Genomic DNA, 18,983 nt, shown 5'->3' with positions numbered 1-18,983 from the left:
GAAGGGTGTCTGCCAAATTTTTATACAATCGTATGCAGAAAAGCTGCTGTTTAGGATGCCTTGCAATTCGCTGCCAGTTGGCCGTAAATTGTACAATAAAAGTGATAAAAGTGTGAGAAATCTGTGTATTGGGTTGACGAGTGGGTAATTGGATAGTAAAATAGGCACATCCAGTCGAGCATCTTTCTGATGCAGCGGATGATGTTGATTCTAAGCCGTAAGGCAATCTCATTCCTAGAAAATCATAGGACAGTTGACGGTAGCTGTATGATTTTTCAATGTTCCCAGATTCGGGGCGGCATTTCCAGAAATGAGAAACGTAACGGGGAGTTATTGTTCACAGTGCTTTGCACGCTGCTGCAAGGCATCCAGAACAAGACAAATGAAGAAGGAGAAAAAAGTTGTGCAATCCGGGGGATGCCGTTATAATGAATATAGGCAGAAGTCAGGCAGCCGAAAGATTTTTCAGGGCGCTGTATCAGGCCGGTATTCTGGTATATGGCTACCAGCGACCAGGGAAAGACATGGAGCCGCTTTTTTCTCGCTCTGAATGAAAGAAAGGAGCGGCAGAGTGGCAAACACAAATACATTTATAATGAAGCCGAAAATTGATTTCTGTTTTAAGGAACTGATGGAATTTGCAGAAGTACGGCGTGGATTCATAGCGGCAGTGCTGGGGATCAGCCCGGAAGAAGTAGTCAGTACAGAATTGAAGCCGACCTATTTACGGGTAAAGCACCAAAAGGATAAGCTTGGGATACTGGATGTGCATGTGATCTTGAATGGAGAGATTCAGATTGATATGGAAATCCAGGTGGCGCAATTCCTGTTTTGGAGAGAACGGTCGCTGTTTTATCTGAGTAAGATGTACTCAGATGTGATACTCGCAGGAGAAGGCTATCAGGTTCTTGGAAAATGCATCCATGTAGGGATACTGGACTTTATCCTGTTTGAGGAAGATGAGGAATATTATTCCTGTTTCCATTTGTGGGAGGATAAACGGCGGAGGATATACAGCGACAAATTAGAGATACATATTGTAGAGCTGCCCAAGCTTGCCGAGCGTGAATATCCGGAGACAGCGCTTTTAAAATGGGCAAGATTTTTCAATGCTGAGAAGAAGGAGGAATTTGAGATGGTAGCAAAGACAGATCCGCATATTCAAAAAGCATATGATCAATTGCTCTATATGAGCGGGAATGAAGAAAAACGCCTGTTGTATGAGGCAAGACAGAAGGCGATAAATGACTATAATACCCAGATGTACAGTAATTGGCACGATGGCTATAGTGAAGGAGAAGAAAAGAAACTGATAGAGCTGATCTGCAAAAAGATGAAAAAGAACTGCAGCGCAGAAGAGATCGCGGATTTGTTGGAAGAAGATAAGGCAAAGGTGGAAACGATTTATAATACGGCTTTGGATTTTGCACCGGATTATAATATTGAGAAGATATGGAAGAAGCTGGGCGGAAGGAAGAAGCAGACGGCGGTATGAGACGGACAGATGATTGAATAGTAAAATATGCACATCCGGTCAGGCATTTTTCTGATGCTGCGGATGATGTTGATTCTAAGCCGTAAGGCAACCTCATTCCTAGAAAATCATAGGACAGTTGACGGTAGCTGTATGATTTTTCAATGTTCCCAGATTCGGGGTGGCATTTCCAGAAATGAGAAGCGTAGCAGGGTAAATGAAGAAGGAGAAAAAAGTTGTGCAATCCGGGGGATGCCGTTATAATGAATATAGGCAGAAGTCAGGCAGCCGAAAGATTTTTCAGGGCGCTGTATCAGGCCGGTATTCTGGTATATGGCTACCAGCGACCAGGGAAAGACATGGAGCCGCTTTTTTCTCACTCTGAATGAAAGAAAGGAGCGGCAGAGTGGCAAACACAAATACATTTATAATGAAGCCGAAAATTGATTTCTGTTTTAAGGAACTGATGGAATTTGCAGAAGTACGGCGCGGATTCATAGCGGCAGTGCTGGGGATCAGCCCGGAAGAAGTAGTCAGTACAGAATTGAAGCCGACCCATTTACGGGTAAAGCACCAAAAGGATAAGCTTGGGATACTGGATGTGCATGTGATCTTGAATGGAGAGATTCAGATTGATATGGAAATCCAGGTGGCGCAATTCCTGTTTTGGAGAGAACGGTCGCTGTTTTATCTGAGTAAGATGTATTCAGATGTGATACTCGCAGGAGAAGGCTATCAGGTTCTTGAAAAATGCATCCATGTAGGGATACTGGACTTTATCCTGTTTGAGGAAGATGAGGAATATTATTCCTGTTTCCATTTGTGGGAGGATAAACGGCGGAGGATATACAGCGACAAATTGGAGATACATATTGTAGAGCTGCCCAAGCTTGCCAAGCGTGAATATCCGGAGACAGCGCTTTTGAAATGGGCAAGATTTTTCAATGCTGAGAAGAAGGAGGAATTTGAGATGGTGGCAAAGACAGATCCGCATATTCAAAAAGCATATGATCAATTGCTCTATATGAGCGGGAATGAAGAAAAACGCCTGTTGTATGAGGCAAGACAGAAGGCACTAAATGACTATAATACCCAGATGTACAGTAATTGGCACAATGGCTATAGTGAAGGAGAAAAACGAGGGTATAGGGAAGGAGAAAAGCAGGGTTATAAGGAAGGAGAAGAAAAGAAACTGATAGAGCTGATCTGCAAAAAAATGAAAAAGAACTGCAGCGCAGAAGAGATCGCGGATTTGCTGGAAGAAGATAAGGAAAAGGTAGAAGCGATTTATAATACTGTGTTGAATTTTGCACCGGATTATAATATTGAGAAGATATGGAGGAAGCTGGGCGGAGGGAAGAAGACGGCAGCGGTTTGAGACAGACCAGAACATTGGAATAAGCAAAACAGTCCTTGGCATATGGGGAAATGCAAGGGCTGTTTTGCTGTTCAGAAGAAAAAAGAAGCTTAATGCCTCGGATTTTCTTTGACGGTCATGCAGGATTTTGTGGCTTCTACAGTAACGTCGGATATCAGACGGTTCGTGTAATAACTGAGAAGCGGATCAACTGCGGCTTTCATAGTGACAATGTATTTTGGCATCAATCCGTTGAGAGTCAGCGCGGTAACATCCGCTTTGCAGCGGTCACACGTACAGACGTCAAACTGGCGCATATAATAGATGATTTTGTCCCTTACAATATGCTCCATAACATTGATTGCGGCAAAATCGGCTTCGGGCTCTTCAGGTTCCGGATCTGCTTCCAGAATGGACTGCTGGGACGATGCTGTTTCCTGTGCAGGTGCTGCTTCCATAGTATCAGCGCCATTTTGCAGGGATACTGCATCGGGTGAAGATGCGTATTCCGAAATAGGCCCGGCTGCAGGCGTGGGTTCAACGGCTTGCTCCGGAACGGAACTTTCTGCGGGTGCGCTGTCTGTAAGATCGACAGCGTTATGACCCTCTGCAACCGTATTTTCTGCGGGGGTCTCCGGAGCAGAGTAAGCATCGGAGACGGAAGCAGTGTTCTCTTCGGAAACAGAGGCAGCATCAGAATCGGAAGTAGTATTCATCTCAGGAACCACTGCTTCAGATTCGGAAACAGGCAGAATCTCCGGGGGCGTACCTGCAGATGAATCAGCCGATGCATCTGCGTCAGGGGATGAGTCAGAACTGTCCCCCAGGTCGGAAGAAGATTCCGGTGCAGAACCGGATTCCGCCGGGGCGGAGGCATCCGTCCCGGACTGCTGTATCTGCTTTTCAAATTCGGTTGATAATTTTTGCTGAATAAGTTCGGCAACCGGATCATCCCCGGTTTTGTCAATCATAGCAATATTGTTCTGAGGCGGTACGGCAGTTGCCTGGGGCTGTGCAGGAATGGGGGGCGGTACAGCTCCGGCAGCCTGATTACCGGCGCCTGAGACTGTGCCGATGCCGGAAGAGACAGCTTGTCCTGTCGCCTGGCCGGGGGCTGCCTGTGCTGTCTGGGGAGCTGCAGCGCCGGAAGCCGCCTGTGCTGTCTGCGAAACTGCGCTGTCGGAAGCCGCCTGTGCTGCCTGCAAATCCGTACCGTCGGAAGCAGTCTGCGCCGCCTGAGCAGAGGAACCGTCGGAGACCGCCTGCGCTCCCGTACTGCCGGAAGCCTCCTGCTCTATGGACGCCTGCTCATCCGTTTCCTTTGCAGCGTCATGTCCTGCGATCAGGTTCAGCACATGCGCGGTTTTGTTGCTTTTTCTGGCCATTTTATCTTACCTCCTGGAGTGTTTTGGTTCTCATCATGATTCTGATTTCTTTGATAAAACTCATATAATCCTCTGATGGTTTGGCGCGGGGGGCATAATCAAATATACTGAGACCGTGGGCGGGAGCTTCCGCAACAGAAACACTGGAACGGATCTGTGTATCGAATACGCATGTCCCAATCTGTGCGGCAATATTTTCCGCCATTTCCTTGACCTCGCGCGCAAGAACCGTACGCGGGTTGTATTTTGTAAGAAGAATCCCCAGCACGTCGAGATGAGGGTTCAGGCTTTCACGTACAGAGTCAATGGTCTCCTTGATCTGAGTAACGGCAAGAAGGCTCAGAATCTCCGGCGCCATCGGGATAATGAGATAATTTGCCATAGCATATGCATTTACCGTCAGAATATTCAGGGCCGGCGGTGTGTCGATGATAATAAAATCATAATCGGCAGCGACAGGCGCCAGCGACTTCTTCAGCAAAAGCTCCCTGTCGGAAAAGTTGAAATCAAGCTCTGCGCTGCTGAGCAGAATATTTGACGTGATGACGTCGCAGTAATCGGTCTCCTGAATCGCTTCCCGGGCGGAGGTACGTCCGGTCATCACGTCGTGGATCGTACGCCCATCTTCGATATCAAGCCCAAGGCTGAAGCCCATATTTCCCTGTGGATCAAGATCAATTGCAAGTACTTTTTTATGATAAAAAGAGACCAGACCAGCCGCCAGAGCAGTGGATGTAGTCGTCTTGCCTACGCCGCCCTTCTGATTGGTGAGTACGATGATAGTAGCCAAAATATATTCCTCCATTCGTAAAAAAACTCATTTCGCTATTATTTAAAGTATACTATATGCCGATAAATAAGTACAGAATAAAATAAAATTTATCAGTATGTATTTGCTTTATAACCGCTGTTCTAGCAGTTTGTTCGTAATATAGCATCTGTGAAGAACGCTGTGCGGCATAAGCAATATATAGCCAACGTGAAACCAGAGTATTGCAGCAGGTTTTATTATGCAATCGTATGACCAGGGAGGCGGAAGACTGCTTGTGTCTTTCAGAGACCAGTCCGAGTACATTTTGTTGTGTCTTGCAGCAGGATTTGAGGATAAAGTCTTTCGGCGGGAGGTCATGAAGAATATGAAGAGAAAAAGGAGAGGATTGACATGTCATCAGTAGGTTCATTAAGCACTTCAACAAGCACGAGTATCCGGGGTTACGGCGGATTGGCCAGCGGTCTGGACAGAGACGAATTGATCAAGGGCATGACGCTTGGCACTACGACAAAGATTAATAAGCAGGAGCAGAAGAAGCAGCAGGCACAGTGGAGACAGGAGGCAATCCAGACGATCAGCAATTCCATGATTGGATTCCACAGTAAGTATACAGAGACATTGACTTCCCCCACCAACTTATTCAGTTCTCTGCTTTGGGGCAGGAATAAGATTACAACTTCCGGCATCAACAGCAAGTACGTGTCTGTTACCGGATCAGCAAGCGGGGCGGATGCGATCACTATCATGGGGATTAAGCAGAAGGCTGAGAATGCGAAGTGGTCTTCTTCGAATAAGGTTTCCAGCGGGACGCTGAGTTCAGACGGGATCAGCATTAATACAACTGATGCTGATGCATATACAGTAGAAAATCTGGTTGGAAAAACTATAGATATCAAGTATGGCAGTTCAACTTATTCTATATACCTGAGTGACTCGGATAATTATGATTATTCAACTGCGGATGGTATTAAAGATGCTATCAATGACCTTCTGTCAAAGCAGACGACAGGCAACGATAAAAAGCTTTCTACGATTGTTGAGGCAACTGTAAATGACGACGGTACGTTGGGATTTAAGGATATTGGCAGCGGCGGCAATACATTGGAACTGACCGGCGGGTCTGCATTAGAGTTGCTTGGATTAAGGGAGAAACCAGAAGGCGATGAAAAAGAAGGAAAGGTAGTCAATGAGGGAAAGATAACCAGCGATGCAACAGCGGTTTCAGGAGAGATAGAAGAAGACAAAATCATCAAGGAAGTTGATTTTTATGAGTATGTTGCAGGAAAGACATTGAATTTTTCTTATAATGGAACTTCCGCAACAGTGAAAATGCCAAGTGCGGCTGATTTAAAAGCAGCAGTTAATGAAATAATAGCTGGTGATTCAAGTAAGGATAAAAATAAGGCAACGATAGAAGCTATTGCTGATTCAATTCAGGAGCAGCTTGACAAGTCCTTTGGAAAAGGCAGAATTGAAGTTGACGGAGAAGGCGGAAAGCTTTCCTTCAGGACAACAATTCCAGGCAGTGATGATGGAAACGGAAATTTGAAAACAGATGATTCATCCGTATTTACCCTTACAGGCGGAAGTATTGCTTTGATTGGCAACAAGAAAGGGGCTCTGCAAAGTGACGGTGCAGATAAACAGAGTGCTCTTCACACAGGAGATACTACCCGGTTGAATCTGAACAAAAAAATGGATATGACCGGTTTGAACGTTGATGTAGACGGAACAAAGAAGATCGGCTTTAAAATTAACGATGTGTTAATAGAAGTTGGGGCAAACGCAACCATGAAGGAAGTGATGGATGCGATTAATAAAAGCGGTGCAAACATAAACGTGACTTACCAAGAAGGGGCAGACAAATTTACATTTACATCAAAAGATAACGGAGCAAGCGGCGTAATAGATTTTTCAGGCAATAATGATGAGACACTTGTGAAGTTAAGTGAAATGTTCGGAATCAATCTTGCAGAAAAGGATGATACTAATAATATTACGAGGAATGATTTGTCGGTTCGCGGACAGGACGCGATCGTTTCAGTGAAATATGCAGGCTCTGATGAGTCTGTAGAGTTGAGGCGTGATTCCAATTCCTTCACAATAGATGGACTTACGATCGGCATCAAAGGCACGTTTGGATATGACGATGACGGTAATTTAATAGAAAACGATCCTGACCAGGCTGTTGAGGTGGATGCTTCCGTAGATGTTGATAAACTGATGGATACCATCAAATCTTTCGTAGAAGAGTACAATTCCATCGTTGACATGGTCAATACGCAGTTGACTACAAAGCACGATAAAGACTACGACCCGCTTAGTTCCGAACAAAAGGGTGAACTGTCCGAAAGTGAGATTGAGAAGTGGGAAGAGAAAGCAAAAGCTGGCCTGCTGTATGGTGACAGTGACCTGAGATCACTGAGTATGGATCTGCGTGTTGTTGTCAGCGGAGGACTCCTGGAGAAGTTCAGGGAGGTTGGAATCAGCGTATCCAGCACGTACTCTGACAATGGTAAGCTGTCGATTGACGAAGCGAAGCTGCGAGGAGCGCTTCAGACTGATCCGGAGAAGGTTCAAAATCTGTTTACTTCACAGGCAGGAGGAGTAGATGCAGAAGGTAAGGAAACATATAATGGCCTTGCGACGAACCTGAAGGCTATCATGAACAAATATGTAAATACGACTGGTGCAATGGAATCAAAAGGTATCCTGATCCGTAAGGCAGGTTCTAAGAGTTCTGCAATGAGCCTTACACAGAATACTTATTATAATGAAATATCAAGTATTGATAAGATCATCGAGAAGCTGAAAGCACAACTGAAAAAGGAACAGGATCGTTATGTTTCTCAGTTCTCGACTCTGGAGACATTAATTGCCAACATGAACAGCCAGTCCAGTTATCTGAGTTCAATGTCAGGCTATTAATCCGAAAAGGGGAAAAGCATGTATCAGAATGGATATGAACAGTATAAACTGCAGTCTGTAAATACGATGACAAGCGGCGAGATGCTTCTGCTTCTTTATGATGAACTGCTTAAGCGTCTCGCCAGGGCGCAGATTGCGTTAGAAGATGAAAATTATGATTTATTTAATCAATCGGTTCAGAGATCAAAGGAGATTGTGCAGTATCTAAATACTACATTAAATATGAATTATAAGATCAGCTACGAATTAAGAAGGATGTATGATTTCTTCCTTTTTGAACTGAGCCGGCTGCAGGCCGGAAGGAAGGTTGCTGTGATCCAGGAACTGAAGCCCCTTGTAGCGGAGCTTCGAGATGCATTCAAAGAGGCAAGTAAGACAGCAGTTGTATAGAATGTGCTGTTATGCTGTGTAGACAGCAGAAAAGGACGGCTTTCTATAAACAGGAGAGGGCAGATAGAGCAATGGAAAATAAAGAAGAATTTCTGACAGAAGTCCTGATAAGAGTACAGCGGAATTACGTACATATGGTTGAGATTGAGAGACTGACAAAGGACATGGCTGATTCTTTATCTAGGAATGACAAGGAATCTGTCGAGCTGCTCTTAAAGATGCGCGGAGAGGAAATGGATCAGGCAAGTACTTCGAAGCATGAGATTCAGACGATTCTCGAAGCAATGGATGGCGAAGACCAAAAGAAGCTGCGTTCCTGGCTGAATGGTGAGAATGGGAAGAAATACGAGCCGGACAGCTTTGAATCCAGGAAGATTGCCGAATTGAGCAGTCAGACACAGCAGGTTTTGAGCCGGACGATCAATCTGGACAAAGTATTAAATTCCAAAGTAGCGGGAAAGGAATCTTTCTATCAGGCAACTTCATAATATGAAAATGCTGTATGATTCGGAAAAGCTGCCCCGGCGGCTTTTCCGTTTTTCTGAGGGATATAAAAAACGCGCCGTGAGCGCGTTTTTTTGCGGAATAGATAGGATTACTTTGGAGTAATGCTCCACACCGGGCCGCCTGCCGTAGCGCTGGTGAGCAGCTCGTCAAGGATAAGCTGCACATCCCACGCGGTCTGAGTGCGCTCCAGCCTTGCCGGGTCTGCGACGCGTACCTGATTGCCGGACCAGTCCTCTGTAATGATAATAAAATGCCCGCTGTCGGAAAAATGGCCGGGACCCATCAATGCTACAAGGATATGCCCGCTTTTCAGTTCGGATATCACGCTTTCTGCGGTAAGGTCGCGGAAGGGCTCTGCCCGGAGACCGAATGCTGCTGCGCCTTCGGGGATAAATTCATGCTTTGTGCCGAAGCCGGAGGACCAATAGTGGTTGGCAGCCGCCCAGGCAGCCATATCCGGGGGCTGGCAGGTATTTTCCGTAAAGCTGTTCACCAGCATGGCCAGCACGGTGGGGCCGCAGCCGTAGACGGACATGGGATCGGTGCCGCCGTAAAGGAAGTCGGCCCAACGGGAATCAGACTGGTTGTAATAAGTCAGGGTGCCGATGCTGGTAGTCAGCGAAAGGGTGTATTCTCCCGCTGAAGCACCCGTGTTGTTCAAAGGCGCCGGAGTGGCTCCGGAGACAAGATCAGCCAAGGGGACCCGGAGTTCGCCCAGGCTCACCACGGAATGTCCGTTCCAGGTAGAAGGATCAACCCCGGCAACCCTACCGGAAAAAGGCTCTGGATCAGAAGCATCTTCTGAAACAGGCTCTGAACCGGGAGCATCTCCCGAAACAGTATCTGAACTCGGAGCATCTCCCGAAACTGCATCTGAACCGGAGGTATCCCCGGAAAGTGGGCCATAGACCGCGGCATCTGCGGCGGAGGTATATGTCTGAGAGAAGGAGATGCAGAATAAAATTGTCAGAAAAATAATCCCGCATAATATTTTCTTTTTCATTTTTTTCTCCATATGTTTATAATCTATTGACTGTTCCGAATAAAAAAAGTATATTTATATTATATCCTGTTTTCTATATAAATGATATAAGAAAATTCACATATCGTATATCGGAACTTGTGAAAAAAAATTAAGGTAGGAAGTGTATGGCGCAAATTATTTTTGATCATGTGACAAAAAAGTTTGGGGATGAGACCGCACTGGAAAATGTTTCTTTTGAGATCGAAAAAGGGGAATTTGTTTTTGTGATCGGAAGGAGCGGGGCGGGAAAAAGTACTCTGCTGAATCTGATCATGAAGCAGGAGGAGGCGACCTCCGGAAGGATCACAGTGAATGGCCGCCGGCTGGACATCATGAAGAGAAGAAAGATTTCCGCGCACCGGAGCAGGATCGGGATCGTGTCCCAGGACGTGGGGCTTTTGAAGGACCGCTCCGTGTATGACAATATTTTATTTGCGCTGTGGGCCACGGAACACGGAAGCGCCCAGATGAAAAAGACCGCGATGCGGGTACTCGGCCTGGTGGGCCTGGTGGGAAAATCAGAGTCTTTTCCTGACGAGCTGTCCGGCGGAGAGCGGGCCAGGGTTCTTCTGGCCAGGGCGCTGTCAACCAGCCCGGATATCCTGATTGCGGACGAGCCTACTGCCAACCTGGACCCGGACGCTTCCTGGGATCTGATGCAGCTTCTGGCGGAGGTGAATTACCAGGGGATGACGGTGGTTGTTGCCAGCCATGCCCGGGATTTGGTAACGATCATGAAAAAAAGGTGCATTTCGCTTGTTTCCGGCATGGTCGTGGCGGACGAAAAGAACTCCATCTATAATCAGAAGGCTACAGATATATTTGAGGAAAGGAGAATACTGGCAAGAAAAAAGTAGACCGCATTTTTAAGAAAAAAGCAGAAAATATATTATATTTGTCGGGATATATCCGATAAATATAGAAGGGGTATTTTTTGTGACGCTGGAAGGAGGGACCAATTATTAATTATGAGATCAGGTATATGCTGATACTGCTGGGAGCCATAATTAATCAAAAACCGGTCCAGACCTCGAGAAGATATGTAAATTGGGAGAAGGTACTAAGCGTTTCTGATTATCAGAATGTGATCAATCTTGTCTATCTGGGAATCCTCGGACTGGAGAAAGAGATTTCAGAAGCGTGCGGAGAAGAGTTCTATCAGAAGTACAAGAAAGAGCTTCTGTTGTATGAATCGTATCAAAAGGCAGAAGAAGTGATCCTCTGGCAGTTGGAGAAGCACGGCATTGACGCGCTTCTGTTGTCGGATACGAGCGTAAGGGAATTGTATCCGCTGCCGGAGATGGCATCTTTCGGTCAGATTGAGATTCTTGTAGATAAGAAGAATCTGGCTCAGATTTACAGACTGATGCGGGATATGGATTATGAGCAGGAGGACGACCGGCTGGAAAAGGGAAATGTATACGTGAGGGTGCCGGGGATCAGGGTCGTGTTTTACGGCGAGATTCCCATAGAGAACAAGGTGCTCAGGCGTTATTTTTCCGGTTCGATCAGGAAGTATCTGCGTATGGAGAACTGCAGCCAGCAGAATGCGCCGCGCCGGAGCAGTCTGTGGCTGGCCGGATTTGCTTCGGCAAAGTACCGGCATATACATATTTTGTCTGACGAAGAAGAGTATATGTACCGTGCAGGAAGATTGGTTGAGCTGTACCTCACGGGGGTGCTGAAGATCAGGGACATACTGGAATTTTGGCTGTTTCGCCAGGTGTTGGACGAAGCGTTTCCATGGAAAGCGGTAAAGGATCTTCTGGAAAAGGCCAGGTGGACGGAATTTGTCCATCAGACAGAGGTGCTTTCGTCGCTCTGGTTCGAAGAGGGCGTAAGGCAGCAGTATGGGACTGCACTGGAACTGGAAGAATATATTCTTGTGCCGGGTCAGGAGAATAAGCACCTGGATAAGGTTCTCCTGCCAAATGAAAAGGTCAGGCTGGATTTTTACCGACGCGACAGGGAGGAAGAGTGGCTTCTGAAAAAAAAGGAGTGGATGTTTCCTCCAAGGGATTATATGTGCCAGTTTTTTCCGATACTGGACAAATATCCGTTTTTACTTATTTTCTGCTGGGGAATCCGGAATATACGCATTTACACGAGGATGTGTGTTAACAAGTGTGAAAAGGTATGGTTCCGGCTCAGTGTTCGGATGTTGGACATAAAAGAAAAGATCAAAGGTCTGGTCAGGAGGAGGAGCGAAGCGGCTCCGGAAGAACCGGCTGAGCCTGAAGAAAAAGAACCGGAAGACGAGGTGCGTGAGCACTCCGCGGAAGCGGAAGACGAGGCGCAGAGATACGCTGCGGAAGACGAAGTGCAGGGGCACGCTGCGGAACCGGAAGTGACAGAAGGAGACATGCAAATTGAAGAATTTAAAGATTAGAAACAAATTATATGTATCTTTTGGAATGGTTTTGGTATTATCGGTTTTGATTTCCGTATATTCTGTTTTGCAGCTTCGGAAAGCGAACAACAACCTGGTTGCCTGCATGGACGGAGCTGTTGCGGTAGATACTGCGGTACAGAATAACCGGATCGCTACAAATGAGGCCGCAAAGCATGTGCGTGATATGTACATCAGCGGAAAAGTAGGCGCGGACGAGAAGCAGACAATCCAGGATGATATCTCGTCTATTTCGACGAATTTTGAAGTGCTTGAGGGATCAGCAGAATTGAATCAGGACGAAGTGGCGGCGTACAAGGCGGCGATTGACAGCTGGCTTGCGGAGGCGAATGATATTATCGCCATGCTGGAAAGAGGCGACCAGGATTCGGCGAAGAACGCGATCCTGAACAAATGTACTCCGGCGCTGGAAAAGGTGATTCAGCTTGCAAGACCTCTGAGCGACAGGTCTACTGCTATGCGTGCGGAGTCGCTGAATGAAAGCTATAATACCACAAATACCAGTATGATTGTGCTGATTATCCTGGTAGCAATCTCAGTTATTCTGGCGCTGATTATCTGCGGCAGAGTGACATCAGTCATTGTGAAGCCTGTGAAAGAGATTGAAGCTGCGATGGAAGGTCTGTCTGCGGGGAATATGTCCCAGACATTGTCATATGAATCACGGGATGAGTTTGGCACTCTGGTGAAGAATGTCAGAGTGACCTGCGACAATCTGGAAGCGGTGGTGGATGACCTTCGCAACCTTCTGGATGAGATGGCAAAGGGCAACTTTGATATCCGTGCGAATCAGGATCTGTATAACGGCGATTTTGTTCCGCTTCTGGAATCTATCCGCCGTATGAACATCAACCTGAGTGACGTTATGCGTCAGATCAACGATGCTTCCGACCAGGTGGCAAGCGGAGCGGATCAGGTATCCTCCGGTGCGCAGGCTCTTTCCCAGGGCGCAACACAGCAGGCAAGCTCCGTAGAAGAGCTGGCTGCTACTGTAAATGAGATCTCCAGAGAAGTAAGCAGCACTGCACAGAACGCAAAGGATGCAAGCGGCATGGTATCAGAGGCACAGAGCAAGCTGAGTGTTTCCAATGAGCAGATGCAGGATATGATCAATGCGATGAGCGATATCAGCCAGAAGTCCGGCGATATCGGAAAGATCATCAAGACAATTGAGGATATTGCGTTCCAGACCAATATTCTGGCGCTGAATGCCGCGGTAGAGGCGGCTCGTGCAGGCGAGGCAGGCAAGGGCTTTGCGGTTGTGGCGGATGAAGTGCGCAACCTGGCTTCCAAGAGCGCGGAGGCGGCAAGCAATACGACTGCATTGATCGAAGGCACAATTGCGGCAGTAGAGAATGGTACGGAGATCGCAGGCCGTACAGCGGAAGCGATTTCTGCAACGGTAGAAAGTACCAGGAGTGCGGTTGACTATGTGGATAAGATTTCTACGGCGGCGGAAAGCCAGGCAGAAGCGATTTCACAGGTTACTACCGGTATGGATCAGATTTCCAGCGTTGTGCAGACCAACTCTGCAACGTCTGAGGAGAGTGCGGCGGCCAGCGAAGAGCTGTCCAGCCAGTCACAGCTTCTGAAATCACTGGTAACACGGTTTAAGCTGAGAACAAAATAATACATAGGTCCGGCGGTTTTTTATCGCCGGACGGCTTGTTTGTAAAAGATCAAAAATAAGGAATCCTATGCAGCGGATTCCTTATTTTTATACATTATGAAACGGCCGAATGGCCATGATGTGTTACAGTTCGCGGCCGGCCGTGAGCTGCAGCGATTTATAGGAGGTATGAGGTGGAAAAGTATTTTAACAGTCCGGCGGAAGTGGTGGAAGCGAATATGAAGGGGGCGGAGGGCAAGGCGGCTCTCTCTGTCAGCAGAATGGTTCTGCTTGGGATACTGGCAGGCGCATTTATCGCGCTGGGAGGCGCGGCAAGCAGCACGGCGGCTCATGGGATTGCGGACGTGGGGCTTGCCAGGGCAGTATGCGGGATGATTTTCCCGGTGGGGCTTATGATGGTCATTTTGCTGGGCGGGGAGCTTTTCACAGGAAACTGCCTGATGATCATGGCTGTGCTGGATGGACGCGTAAGCTGGGGGAGGCTGCTTCGGAATCTTGCGGTGGTTTATCTCAGCAACCTGGCGGGCGCGCTTTTGACTGCACTGCTGCTTACGCTCAGTGGCAATCAGAATTATTCCGGGGGATTGCTGGGGGCATACACGATTAAAACGGCTGTGGGGAAAGCGGGCATTTCCCCGGTGCAGGGGATTGCTTCGGGCATCCTGTGTAATTTTCTGGTCTGCGCCGCAATTCTGATGGCAGCGGCGGCGAGAGAAATTGCGGGGAAAATATGGGCGGCCTTTTTTCCGATCGCGGCATTTGTAATCGGGGGATTTGAGCATTGTGTGGCGAATATGTTCTATATACCTGCCGGGATGTTTGCCGCAATGAACCCGGCATATGCCGCAAAGGCCCAGGAAGCTTATGGGATCACTGCGGAGCAGTTGGGGACACTGAATGGGTGGAATGGACTGGTCAGCCTTCTTTTTGTTACGGCGGGAAATGTGATCGGCGGTATGGCGCTGGTGGGGGTTCCGATGTTTCTGGCATATCGGAAGAAGGGGTGAACCGGAAGAAGAAGCGAACCGGAAGAAGTGAACCGGGAGACGGAGGGGCTTCTGTTCATTTCTGGGCCGTGCGCTATGCTGCGCAGTTACAGGCTGGTACAGTACTGCGGTTGAGATAATTTTAAAAGTGGCTTGGTTGAATAACACACAACTGGATGTTTTGAAATGTCCAGTTGTGTGTTATTCTCTTTTCTACCTTATATATGTTTGTTCGGTGCAGGATGGTTGGATTCCTGGTGACGCCGGGCGATTTGGAATGATTTCCGGCTGAGCCGGAGGAGGAGATGGGTTATGTCGAAAAAAATTGCTGTTATAAATGATTTGTCGGGATTTGGGCGCTGCTCGCTGACTGCGGCAATTCCGACGATTTCTGTGATGGGGGTTCAGCCCTGTCCTCTGCCGACGGCAGTTTTAAGCGCGCAGACGGGTTTCCCCAGCTACTATTGCGATGACTATACGGAAAAAATGGAGTATTTCCGGCAGGAATGGGAGAAAATGGGAGTGCAGTTTGACGGGATCTATACGGGGTTTGTGGCGAGCGAAACGCAGATCCGGCGTATTTTTCGGTTTTTGGATACATTTTATAGGGAATCTACATTTCTGCTGGTGGACCCGGTTATGGGGGATGAAGGACGGGTATATAAGCTGTTCACGCCGGAATTGCTGCGTCGGATGAAGGAATTGGCTCTGCGGGCAGATGTGGTGACGCCTAACTTGACGGAGCTGTGCCTGCTGACAGGGGCCGATTATGGGGAGCTTGGGAGGATGAAGGGGGAAAAGGAGATAACAGAGGCTGCCGGAGAACTGGCGGAGAAGCTGATGGAATCCGGGCCGGATACCATTGTCGTGACGGGAATCCGGTTTGAAGATGCACAAAGCGGGGAGCGGATGATCGGAAACCTGGCGGTGGATCAAAGCGGCAGAAGGCTGTCTGCATTTCCTTATATCGGAGGGAGTTTTTCCGGAACCGGGGATCTGTTTGCGTCCATTATTGCAGGCGGGATTGCCAGGGGGGATGATATTTTCCGGACGATGGACCTGGCAGGGGAATTTGTGGAAAGGGCGATGAAGGATTCGGCGGCTGAGGGAGTGGAGCGCAATCAGGGGACTAATTTTGAGAAATATCTGGGGATGCTGCTGCCTGGGCGATAGGGGACGGGATATATTTGCAGGCTGGGAGTATCGCTCGGCTGAGGATATTTACAGGCTGTAGATTTTGTGGCCGGGCGTTATTGAGAATGAGATTTTTTAAGGAAGGGAGACGGAAAGGAATGGAAAACAGACATGTAAATGGGTCAACTTCAAAGCTGGTAACAGCGGGACTGTTTGCGGCGATGATTACGATTATGACGGCGTATATTTTCCACGTCCCTTATGGGGCCAACGGGGGATACATCCATTTTGGGGATGCGCTGATCTATCTGGGGGCGGTATTTCTGCCCAGGCCCTATGCGCTGGCTGCTGCTGCGGTGGGGGGCGGGATGGCAGATATCCTGACTGTGCCGGTATGGGCTCCGGCGACGGTGGTCATCAAGATGCTGATTGTGCTTCCGTTTACTTGTAAGGAGGGGCGGATTCTTTGCCCGCGCAATATTGCGGCGCCGTTTCTGGCGGCGGTGGTTTCGGCAGCAGGGTATTATCTGGCGGAGGGGATTTTGTTCGGTTCCTTTGCGGCTCCGCTGGCATCACTGGCGGGGAGCGCGGTGCAGTCGGGAGGAAGTGCTGTGATTTTTCTGGCACTGGCGGCTGCACTGGATAAAATGCATATGAAAAATCTGGCAAAGCAGATTCTGCAGTAGTTTGAGGAAAGGTGAGGAAAAATGGCGGAGATTTTGTATAAGTATCAGGATCAGGTGTATGTAAATCTGACAAATAAGTGCGACTGCAGCTGCCGGTTCTGCATCCGCAGCCATCATGACGGGGTGGGGGATGCGGATACGCTGTGGCATGAGAGAGATCCGGAGCTGGAGGAGATTAAAGCGGCGATGGACGGATTTGACTTTACAGGCAGGAGGGAGATGGTCTACTGCGGCTACGGGGAACCGACCTGTGCATTGGAAAATCTGGTGGAGTCGGCCAGGTACGCGAAGGAGAAATACGGATTGAAAATCCGGGTGAATACGAACGGACTGGGAAATCTGTATCATAAGAGGGATATTGTGCCGCTGCTTGCGGAGGTGGTGGATTCTATTTCGATCAGTCTGAACGCGCCGAATAAGGAGGCGTATCTGGAGGTTACGAGGCCGCAGTTTGAGGATGCGTTTGAGGGGATGCTGGCATTTGCGGCGGAGTGCGGGAAGCGTATACCGCAGGTGAAGATGACGGTGGTGGATGTACTGCCGGAGAAGGAGATTGAGGACAGCCGGAAGCTGGCGGAATCGCTGGGAGTGGAGCTGCGGGTGAGGAAATTTGTGTAGAGCTGGCGGAGGGGAACTTGTATGAATGCTTGTATCGTGTTTTAAGAAGGGGGCTGTTATCATTGAATAATCGGTGAAACGCTGGATTTTACGAGGGAGCTTCAGGAAAACAGGAAATCCATTTTCGGGAATAAAGATATCTACAATGCAGCCGGCTTAAAAGTCTTGTATAATAGGGCGTTATATTGTGTAATGTCGAAAAACGGAGGGGGATTAATGGTGGAAAATTTAAAATATCAGCCTGAATATAGTTTGCTGTAAGATGCTTATTTGGGAGCTAGGGAAGTACTGCAAAAAAAGTTATTATTTTTGTCTAATATGGCTCAGGAAGAAAAATGGGATTACAAGGGGACATCTGATAAACAGATATTATATAATTATCTTTGTTATACATATGATAGAATCAAAGCAGAAAATAAAATTGAAATATCCGATGATAAATCGGTCATGTGCTTTAATACAGGATTGCTTACTGAACATGGAGCAGATATTTATACAGATAAATCGACAAAAGAAGCAAAAATACAGTTATTACTGCCTTTGTTTTTGCAGAGCAGAGATGTAGCGGATTTGGCTTTGGTAGTTGACAAAGGGGAATTTAACTTACTACTTACTCCTGGCCGGATGGCCACAACAAAACCGCTTTTTGGCATGCGGGAGATTTATCCCTTTAAGGTGTTCATATCCCGCATGCCCACAGCGGAGGACTATTTGGAGATGATTTCGGCGCCGTCCTGGGTGATCAGCACCATGTATTCAATCTGGGCGGACAGTCCGTCGTCGATGGTGTACACGGTCCAGTCGTTGTCTTCGTCTACGAAGAAATCCGGGCTGCCTTCATTGATCATGGGTTCAATGGTGAACATCATGCCGGGCACCAGGAGCATTTCGCTGCCCTTGGGGGTCACGTAGCTGACAAATGGCTCTTCGTGAAATTCCAGTCCGATTCCATGGCCGCCGATCTCCTCCACCACGGAATAGCCGTTTGCCTGGGCATGGGAGTTGATGGCGTCGGCGATGTCGCCTAAATGTCCCCAGGGTTTTGCCTGGGCAAGGCCCAGATGGACGCATTCCTCAGTGACGCGGATGATGCGCTCGGCGCGTTCGGAAATCTTTCCCAGGGTGAACATGCGGGACGCGTCGGAGTAATAGCCGTTCAGGCTGGTGGAAACGTCTACATTGACGATGTCCCCCTCCTCGAGAATGATGTTTTCATCCGGGATGCCGTGGCAGACTTCGTTGTTGATGGAGGTACATACGCTTTTGGGAAAGCCCTGATAGTGGAGCGGTGCCGGGATTCCGCCGTGGCTGGTGGTAAAATCATATACGATCCGGTCAATCTCTGCGGTGCTCATGCCGATGCGGATATGCTTTGCCACCTCATCCAGAACGGCCGTATTTAAGGCGGCGCTTTCCTTGATCTTCTGGATCTGGAAGGGGGTCTTTAAGAGTTCCCTCTTAGGAACGATCTCGCCCCGATCGGCATGTAACAAGATTCTTTCCTCAATCGGCATGTGGCATTTTTTATATTTCCTGCCGCTTCCGCACCAGCATGGATCATTTCGCTGCATTTTCATTACCTCTCTTTTCCATTTACGAATGATATGATTTAGCATATGTCTGTATTCCTTAATTTGAATGTATCATAGAAGTGCATCCCATTGTACCTTGTGAAACGGCCG

At 48.0% G+C, this 18,983-nt stretch carries 16 protein-coding genes and 1 pseudogene; 13 read left to right on the top strand and 4 right to left on the bottom strand.

All coding sequences use genetic code 11. From position 1 onward, the window contains the following. The first annotated feature begins 571 nt into the window (after positions 1 to 571). A complete protein-coding gene (locus tag EBB54_RS21270) occupies positions 572 to 1,495 on the top strand; it encodes an Rpn family recombination-promoting nuclease/putative transposase (protein WP_243127758.1) in 924 nt (307 codons plus the stop codon). A gap of 385 nt (positions 1,496 to 1,880) precedes the next feature. Then, positions 1,881 to 2,852: an Rpn family recombination-promoting nuclease/putative transposase gene (locus EBB54_RS21265; protein ID WP_243127757.1), complete on the top strand. Its 972-nt coding sequence runs from the start codon at positions 1,881 to 1,883 to the stop codon at positions 2,850 to 2,852. 89 nt (positions 2,853 to 2,941) lie between these two features. On the opposite strand, the gene EBB54_RS21260 is transcribed toward EBB54_RS21265, so the two are convergent. Together EBB54_RS21260 and EBB54_RS21255 are read right to left on the bottom strand one after the other, a co-directional pair. Then, entirely contained in the window at positions 2,942 to 4,216 is a 1,275-nt protein-coding gene (locus EBB54_RS21260) for a late competence development ComFB family protein (protein ID WP_125128884.1), read from the bottom strand. A gap of 1 nt (position 4,217) precedes the next feature. Continuing rightward, positions 4,218 to 5,006 (bottom strand): ParA family protein, encoded by a 789-nt coding sequence (locus EBB54_RS21255; RefSeq protein WP_004072164.1) that lies wholly within the window; start codon positions 5,004 to 5,006, stop codon positions 4,218 to 4,220. A gap of 372 nt (positions 5,007 to 5,378) precedes the next feature. Between EBB54_RS21255 and fliD the strand changes: the two genes are divergently transcribed. The 3 genes from fliD to EBB54_RS21240 all read left to right on the top strand — a co-directional run bounded on the left by fliD (position 5,379) and on the right by EBB54_RS21240 (position 8,794). Beyond that, entirely contained in the window at positions 5,379 to 7,916 is a 2,538-nt protein-coding gene (gene fliD / locus EBB54_RS21250) for a flagellar filament capping protein FliD (RefSeq protein ID WP_125128883.1), read from the top strand. 18 nt (positions 7,917 to 7,934) lie between these two features. Beyond that, on the top strand, positions 7,935 to 8,306 hold the full coding sequence (gene fliS, locus EBB54_RS21245; RefSeq protein ID WP_125128882.1) for a flagellar export chaperone FliS: 372 nt from the start codon (positions 7,935 to 7,937) through the stop codon (positions 8,304 to 8,306). A 71-nt stretch (positions 8,307 to 8,377) separates the two neighbouring features. Then, the gene (locus tag EBB54_RS21240; protein ID WP_125128881.1) at positions 8,378 to 8,794 is read left to right on the top strand and encodes a hypothetical protein; all 417 of its coding nucleotides are present in this window, start codon (positions 8,378 to 8,380) and stop codon (positions 8,792 to 8,794) included. A gap of 107 nt (positions 8,795 to 8,901) precedes the next feature. Here the strand turns inward: EBB54_RS21240 and EBB54_RS21235 are convergent, their stop codons facing one another. Next, the gene (locus EBB54_RS21235; protein ID WP_125128880.1) at positions 8,902 to 9,816 is read right to left on the bottom strand and encodes a C39 family peptidase; all 915 of its coding nucleotides are present in this window, start codon (positions 9,814 to 9,816) and stop codon (positions 8,902 to 8,904) included. 146 nt (positions 9,817 to 9,962) lie between these two features. Between EBB54_RS21235 and EBB54_RS21230 the strand changes: the two genes are divergently transcribed. The 8 genes and pseudogenes from EBB54_RS21230 to EBB54_RS32550 all read left to right on the top strand — a co-directional run. Continuing rightward, positions 9,963 to 10,694: a cell division ATP-binding protein FtsE gene (locus EBB54_RS21230; RefSeq protein ID WP_125128879.1), complete on the top strand. Its 732-nt coding sequence runs from the start codon at positions 9,963 to 9,965 to the stop codon at positions 10,692 to 10,694. A 125-nt stretch (positions 10,695 to 10,819) separates the two neighbouring features. Continuing rightward, positions 10,820 to 12,226 carry a nucleotidyltransferase family protein gene (locus EBB54_RS21225; protein WP_125128878.1) on the top strand — a complete coding sequence of 469 codons (1,407 nt, stop codon included), beginning with the start codon at positions 10,820 to 10,822 and terminating at the stop codon, positions 12,224 to 12,226. Beyond that, a complete protein-coding gene (locus EBB54_RS21220) occupies positions 12,207 to 13,877 on the top strand; it encodes a methyl-accepting chemotaxis protein (protein WP_125128877.1) in 1,671 nt (556 codons plus the stop codon). Before EBB54_RS21225 ends, EBB54_RS21220 begins: the two co-directional genes overlap by 20 nt. Before the next feature lie 173 nt (positions 13,878 to 14,050). Further along, positions 14,051 to 14,884, top strand: a complete 834-nt coding sequence (locus EBB54_RS21215) for a formate/nitrite transporter family protein (protein ID WP_125128876.1) — start codon at positions 14,051 to 14,053, stop codon at positions 14,882 to 14,884. Between the two features lie 291 nt (positions 14,885 to 15,175). After that, positions 15,176 to 16,036 carry a pyridoxamine kinase gene (locus tag EBB54_RS21210; RefSeq protein WP_125128875.1) on the top strand — a complete coding sequence of 287 codons (861 nt, stop codon included), beginning with the start codon at positions 15,176 to 15,178 and terminating at the stop codon, positions 16,034 to 16,036. Between the two features lie 119 nt (positions 16,037 to 16,155). Then, positions 16,156 to 16,683 carry a TIGR04002 family protein gene (locus tag EBB54_RS21205; protein WP_125128874.1) on the top strand — a complete coding sequence of 176 codons (528 nt, stop codon included), beginning with the start codon at positions 16,156 to 16,158 and terminating at the stop codon, positions 16,681 to 16,683. A gap of 21 nt (positions 16,684 to 16,704) precedes the next feature. Continuing rightward, entirely contained in the window at positions 16,705 to 17,301 is a 597-nt protein-coding gene (locus tag EBB54_RS21200; RefSeq protein ID WP_125128873.1) for a TIGR04100 family radical SAM protein, read from the top strand. Positions 17,302 to 17,619: 318 nt separating this feature from the next. Then, positions 17,620 to 17,787: pseudogene (locus EBB54_RS32550) on the top strand (DUF3825 domain-containing protein); the annotation flags it as partial. Positions 17,788 to 18,008: 221 nt separating this feature from the next. Here the strand turns inward: EBB54_RS32550 and EBB54_RS21190 are convergent. After that, positions 18,009 to 18,872 carry a methionyl aminopeptidase gene (locus EBB54_RS21190; protein ID WP_044990090.1) on the bottom strand — a complete coding sequence of 288 codons (864 nt, stop codon included), beginning with the start codon at positions 18,870 to 18,872 and terminating at the stop codon, positions 18,009 to 18,011. Positions 18,873 to 18,983: the final 111 nt, after the last annotated feature.

It is taken from the genome of Schaedlerella arabinosiphila (genome assembly GCF_003885045.1).
GTDB classification, from domain to species: Bacteria; Bacillota; Clostridia; order Lachnospirales; family Lachnospiraceae; genus Schaedlerella; species Schaedlerella arabinosiphila.
The sequence above is the reverse complement of the archived record's forward strand: the minus strand, read 5'-3'. Positions and strand labels throughout refer to the sequence as shown.

Coding starts and splice junctions, on each gene's coding strand:
- fliD (WP_125128883.1), top strand. CDS start 5,379: ATGTCATCAGTAGGTTCATTAAGCACTTCAACAAGCACGAGTATCCGG.
- EBB54_RS21235 (WP_125128880.1), bottom strand. CDS start 9,816: ATGAAAAAGAAAATATTATGCGGGATTATTTTTCTGACAATTTTATTC.
- EBB54_RS21240 (WP_125128881.1), top strand. CDS start 8,378: ATGGAAAATAAAGAAGAATTTCTGACAGAAGTCCTGATAAGAGTACAG.
- EBB54_RS21230 (WP_125128879.1), top strand. CDS start 9,963: ATGGCGCAAATTATTTTTGATCATGTGACAAAAAAGTTTGGGGATGAG.
- EBB54_RS21210 (WP_125128875.1), top strand. CDS start 15,176: ATGTCGAAAAAAATTGCTGTTATAAATGATTTGTCGGGATTTGGGCGC.
- fliS (WP_125128882.1), top strand. CDS start 7,935: ATGTATCAGAATGGATATGAACAGTATAAACTGCAGTCTGTAAATACG.
- EBB54_RS21200 (WP_125128873.1), top strand. CDS start 16,705: ATGGCGGAGATTTTGTATAAGTATCAGGATCAGGTGTATGTAAATCTG.
- EBB54_RS21190 (WP_044990090.1), bottom strand. CDS start 18,872: ATGCAGCGAAATGATCCATGCTGGTGCGGAAGCGGCAGGAAATATAAA.
- EBB54_RS21225 (WP_125128878.1), top strand. CDS start 10,820: ATGCTGATACTGCTGGGAGCCATAATTAATCAAAAACCGGTCCAGACC.
- EBB54_RS21260 (WP_125128884.1), bottom strand. CDS start 4,216: ATGGCCAGAAAAAGCAACAAAACCGCGCATGTGCTGAACCTGATCGCA.
- EBB54_RS21205 (WP_125128874.1), top strand. CDS start 16,156: ATGGAAAACAGACATGTAAATGGGTCAACTTCAAAGCTGGTAACAGCG.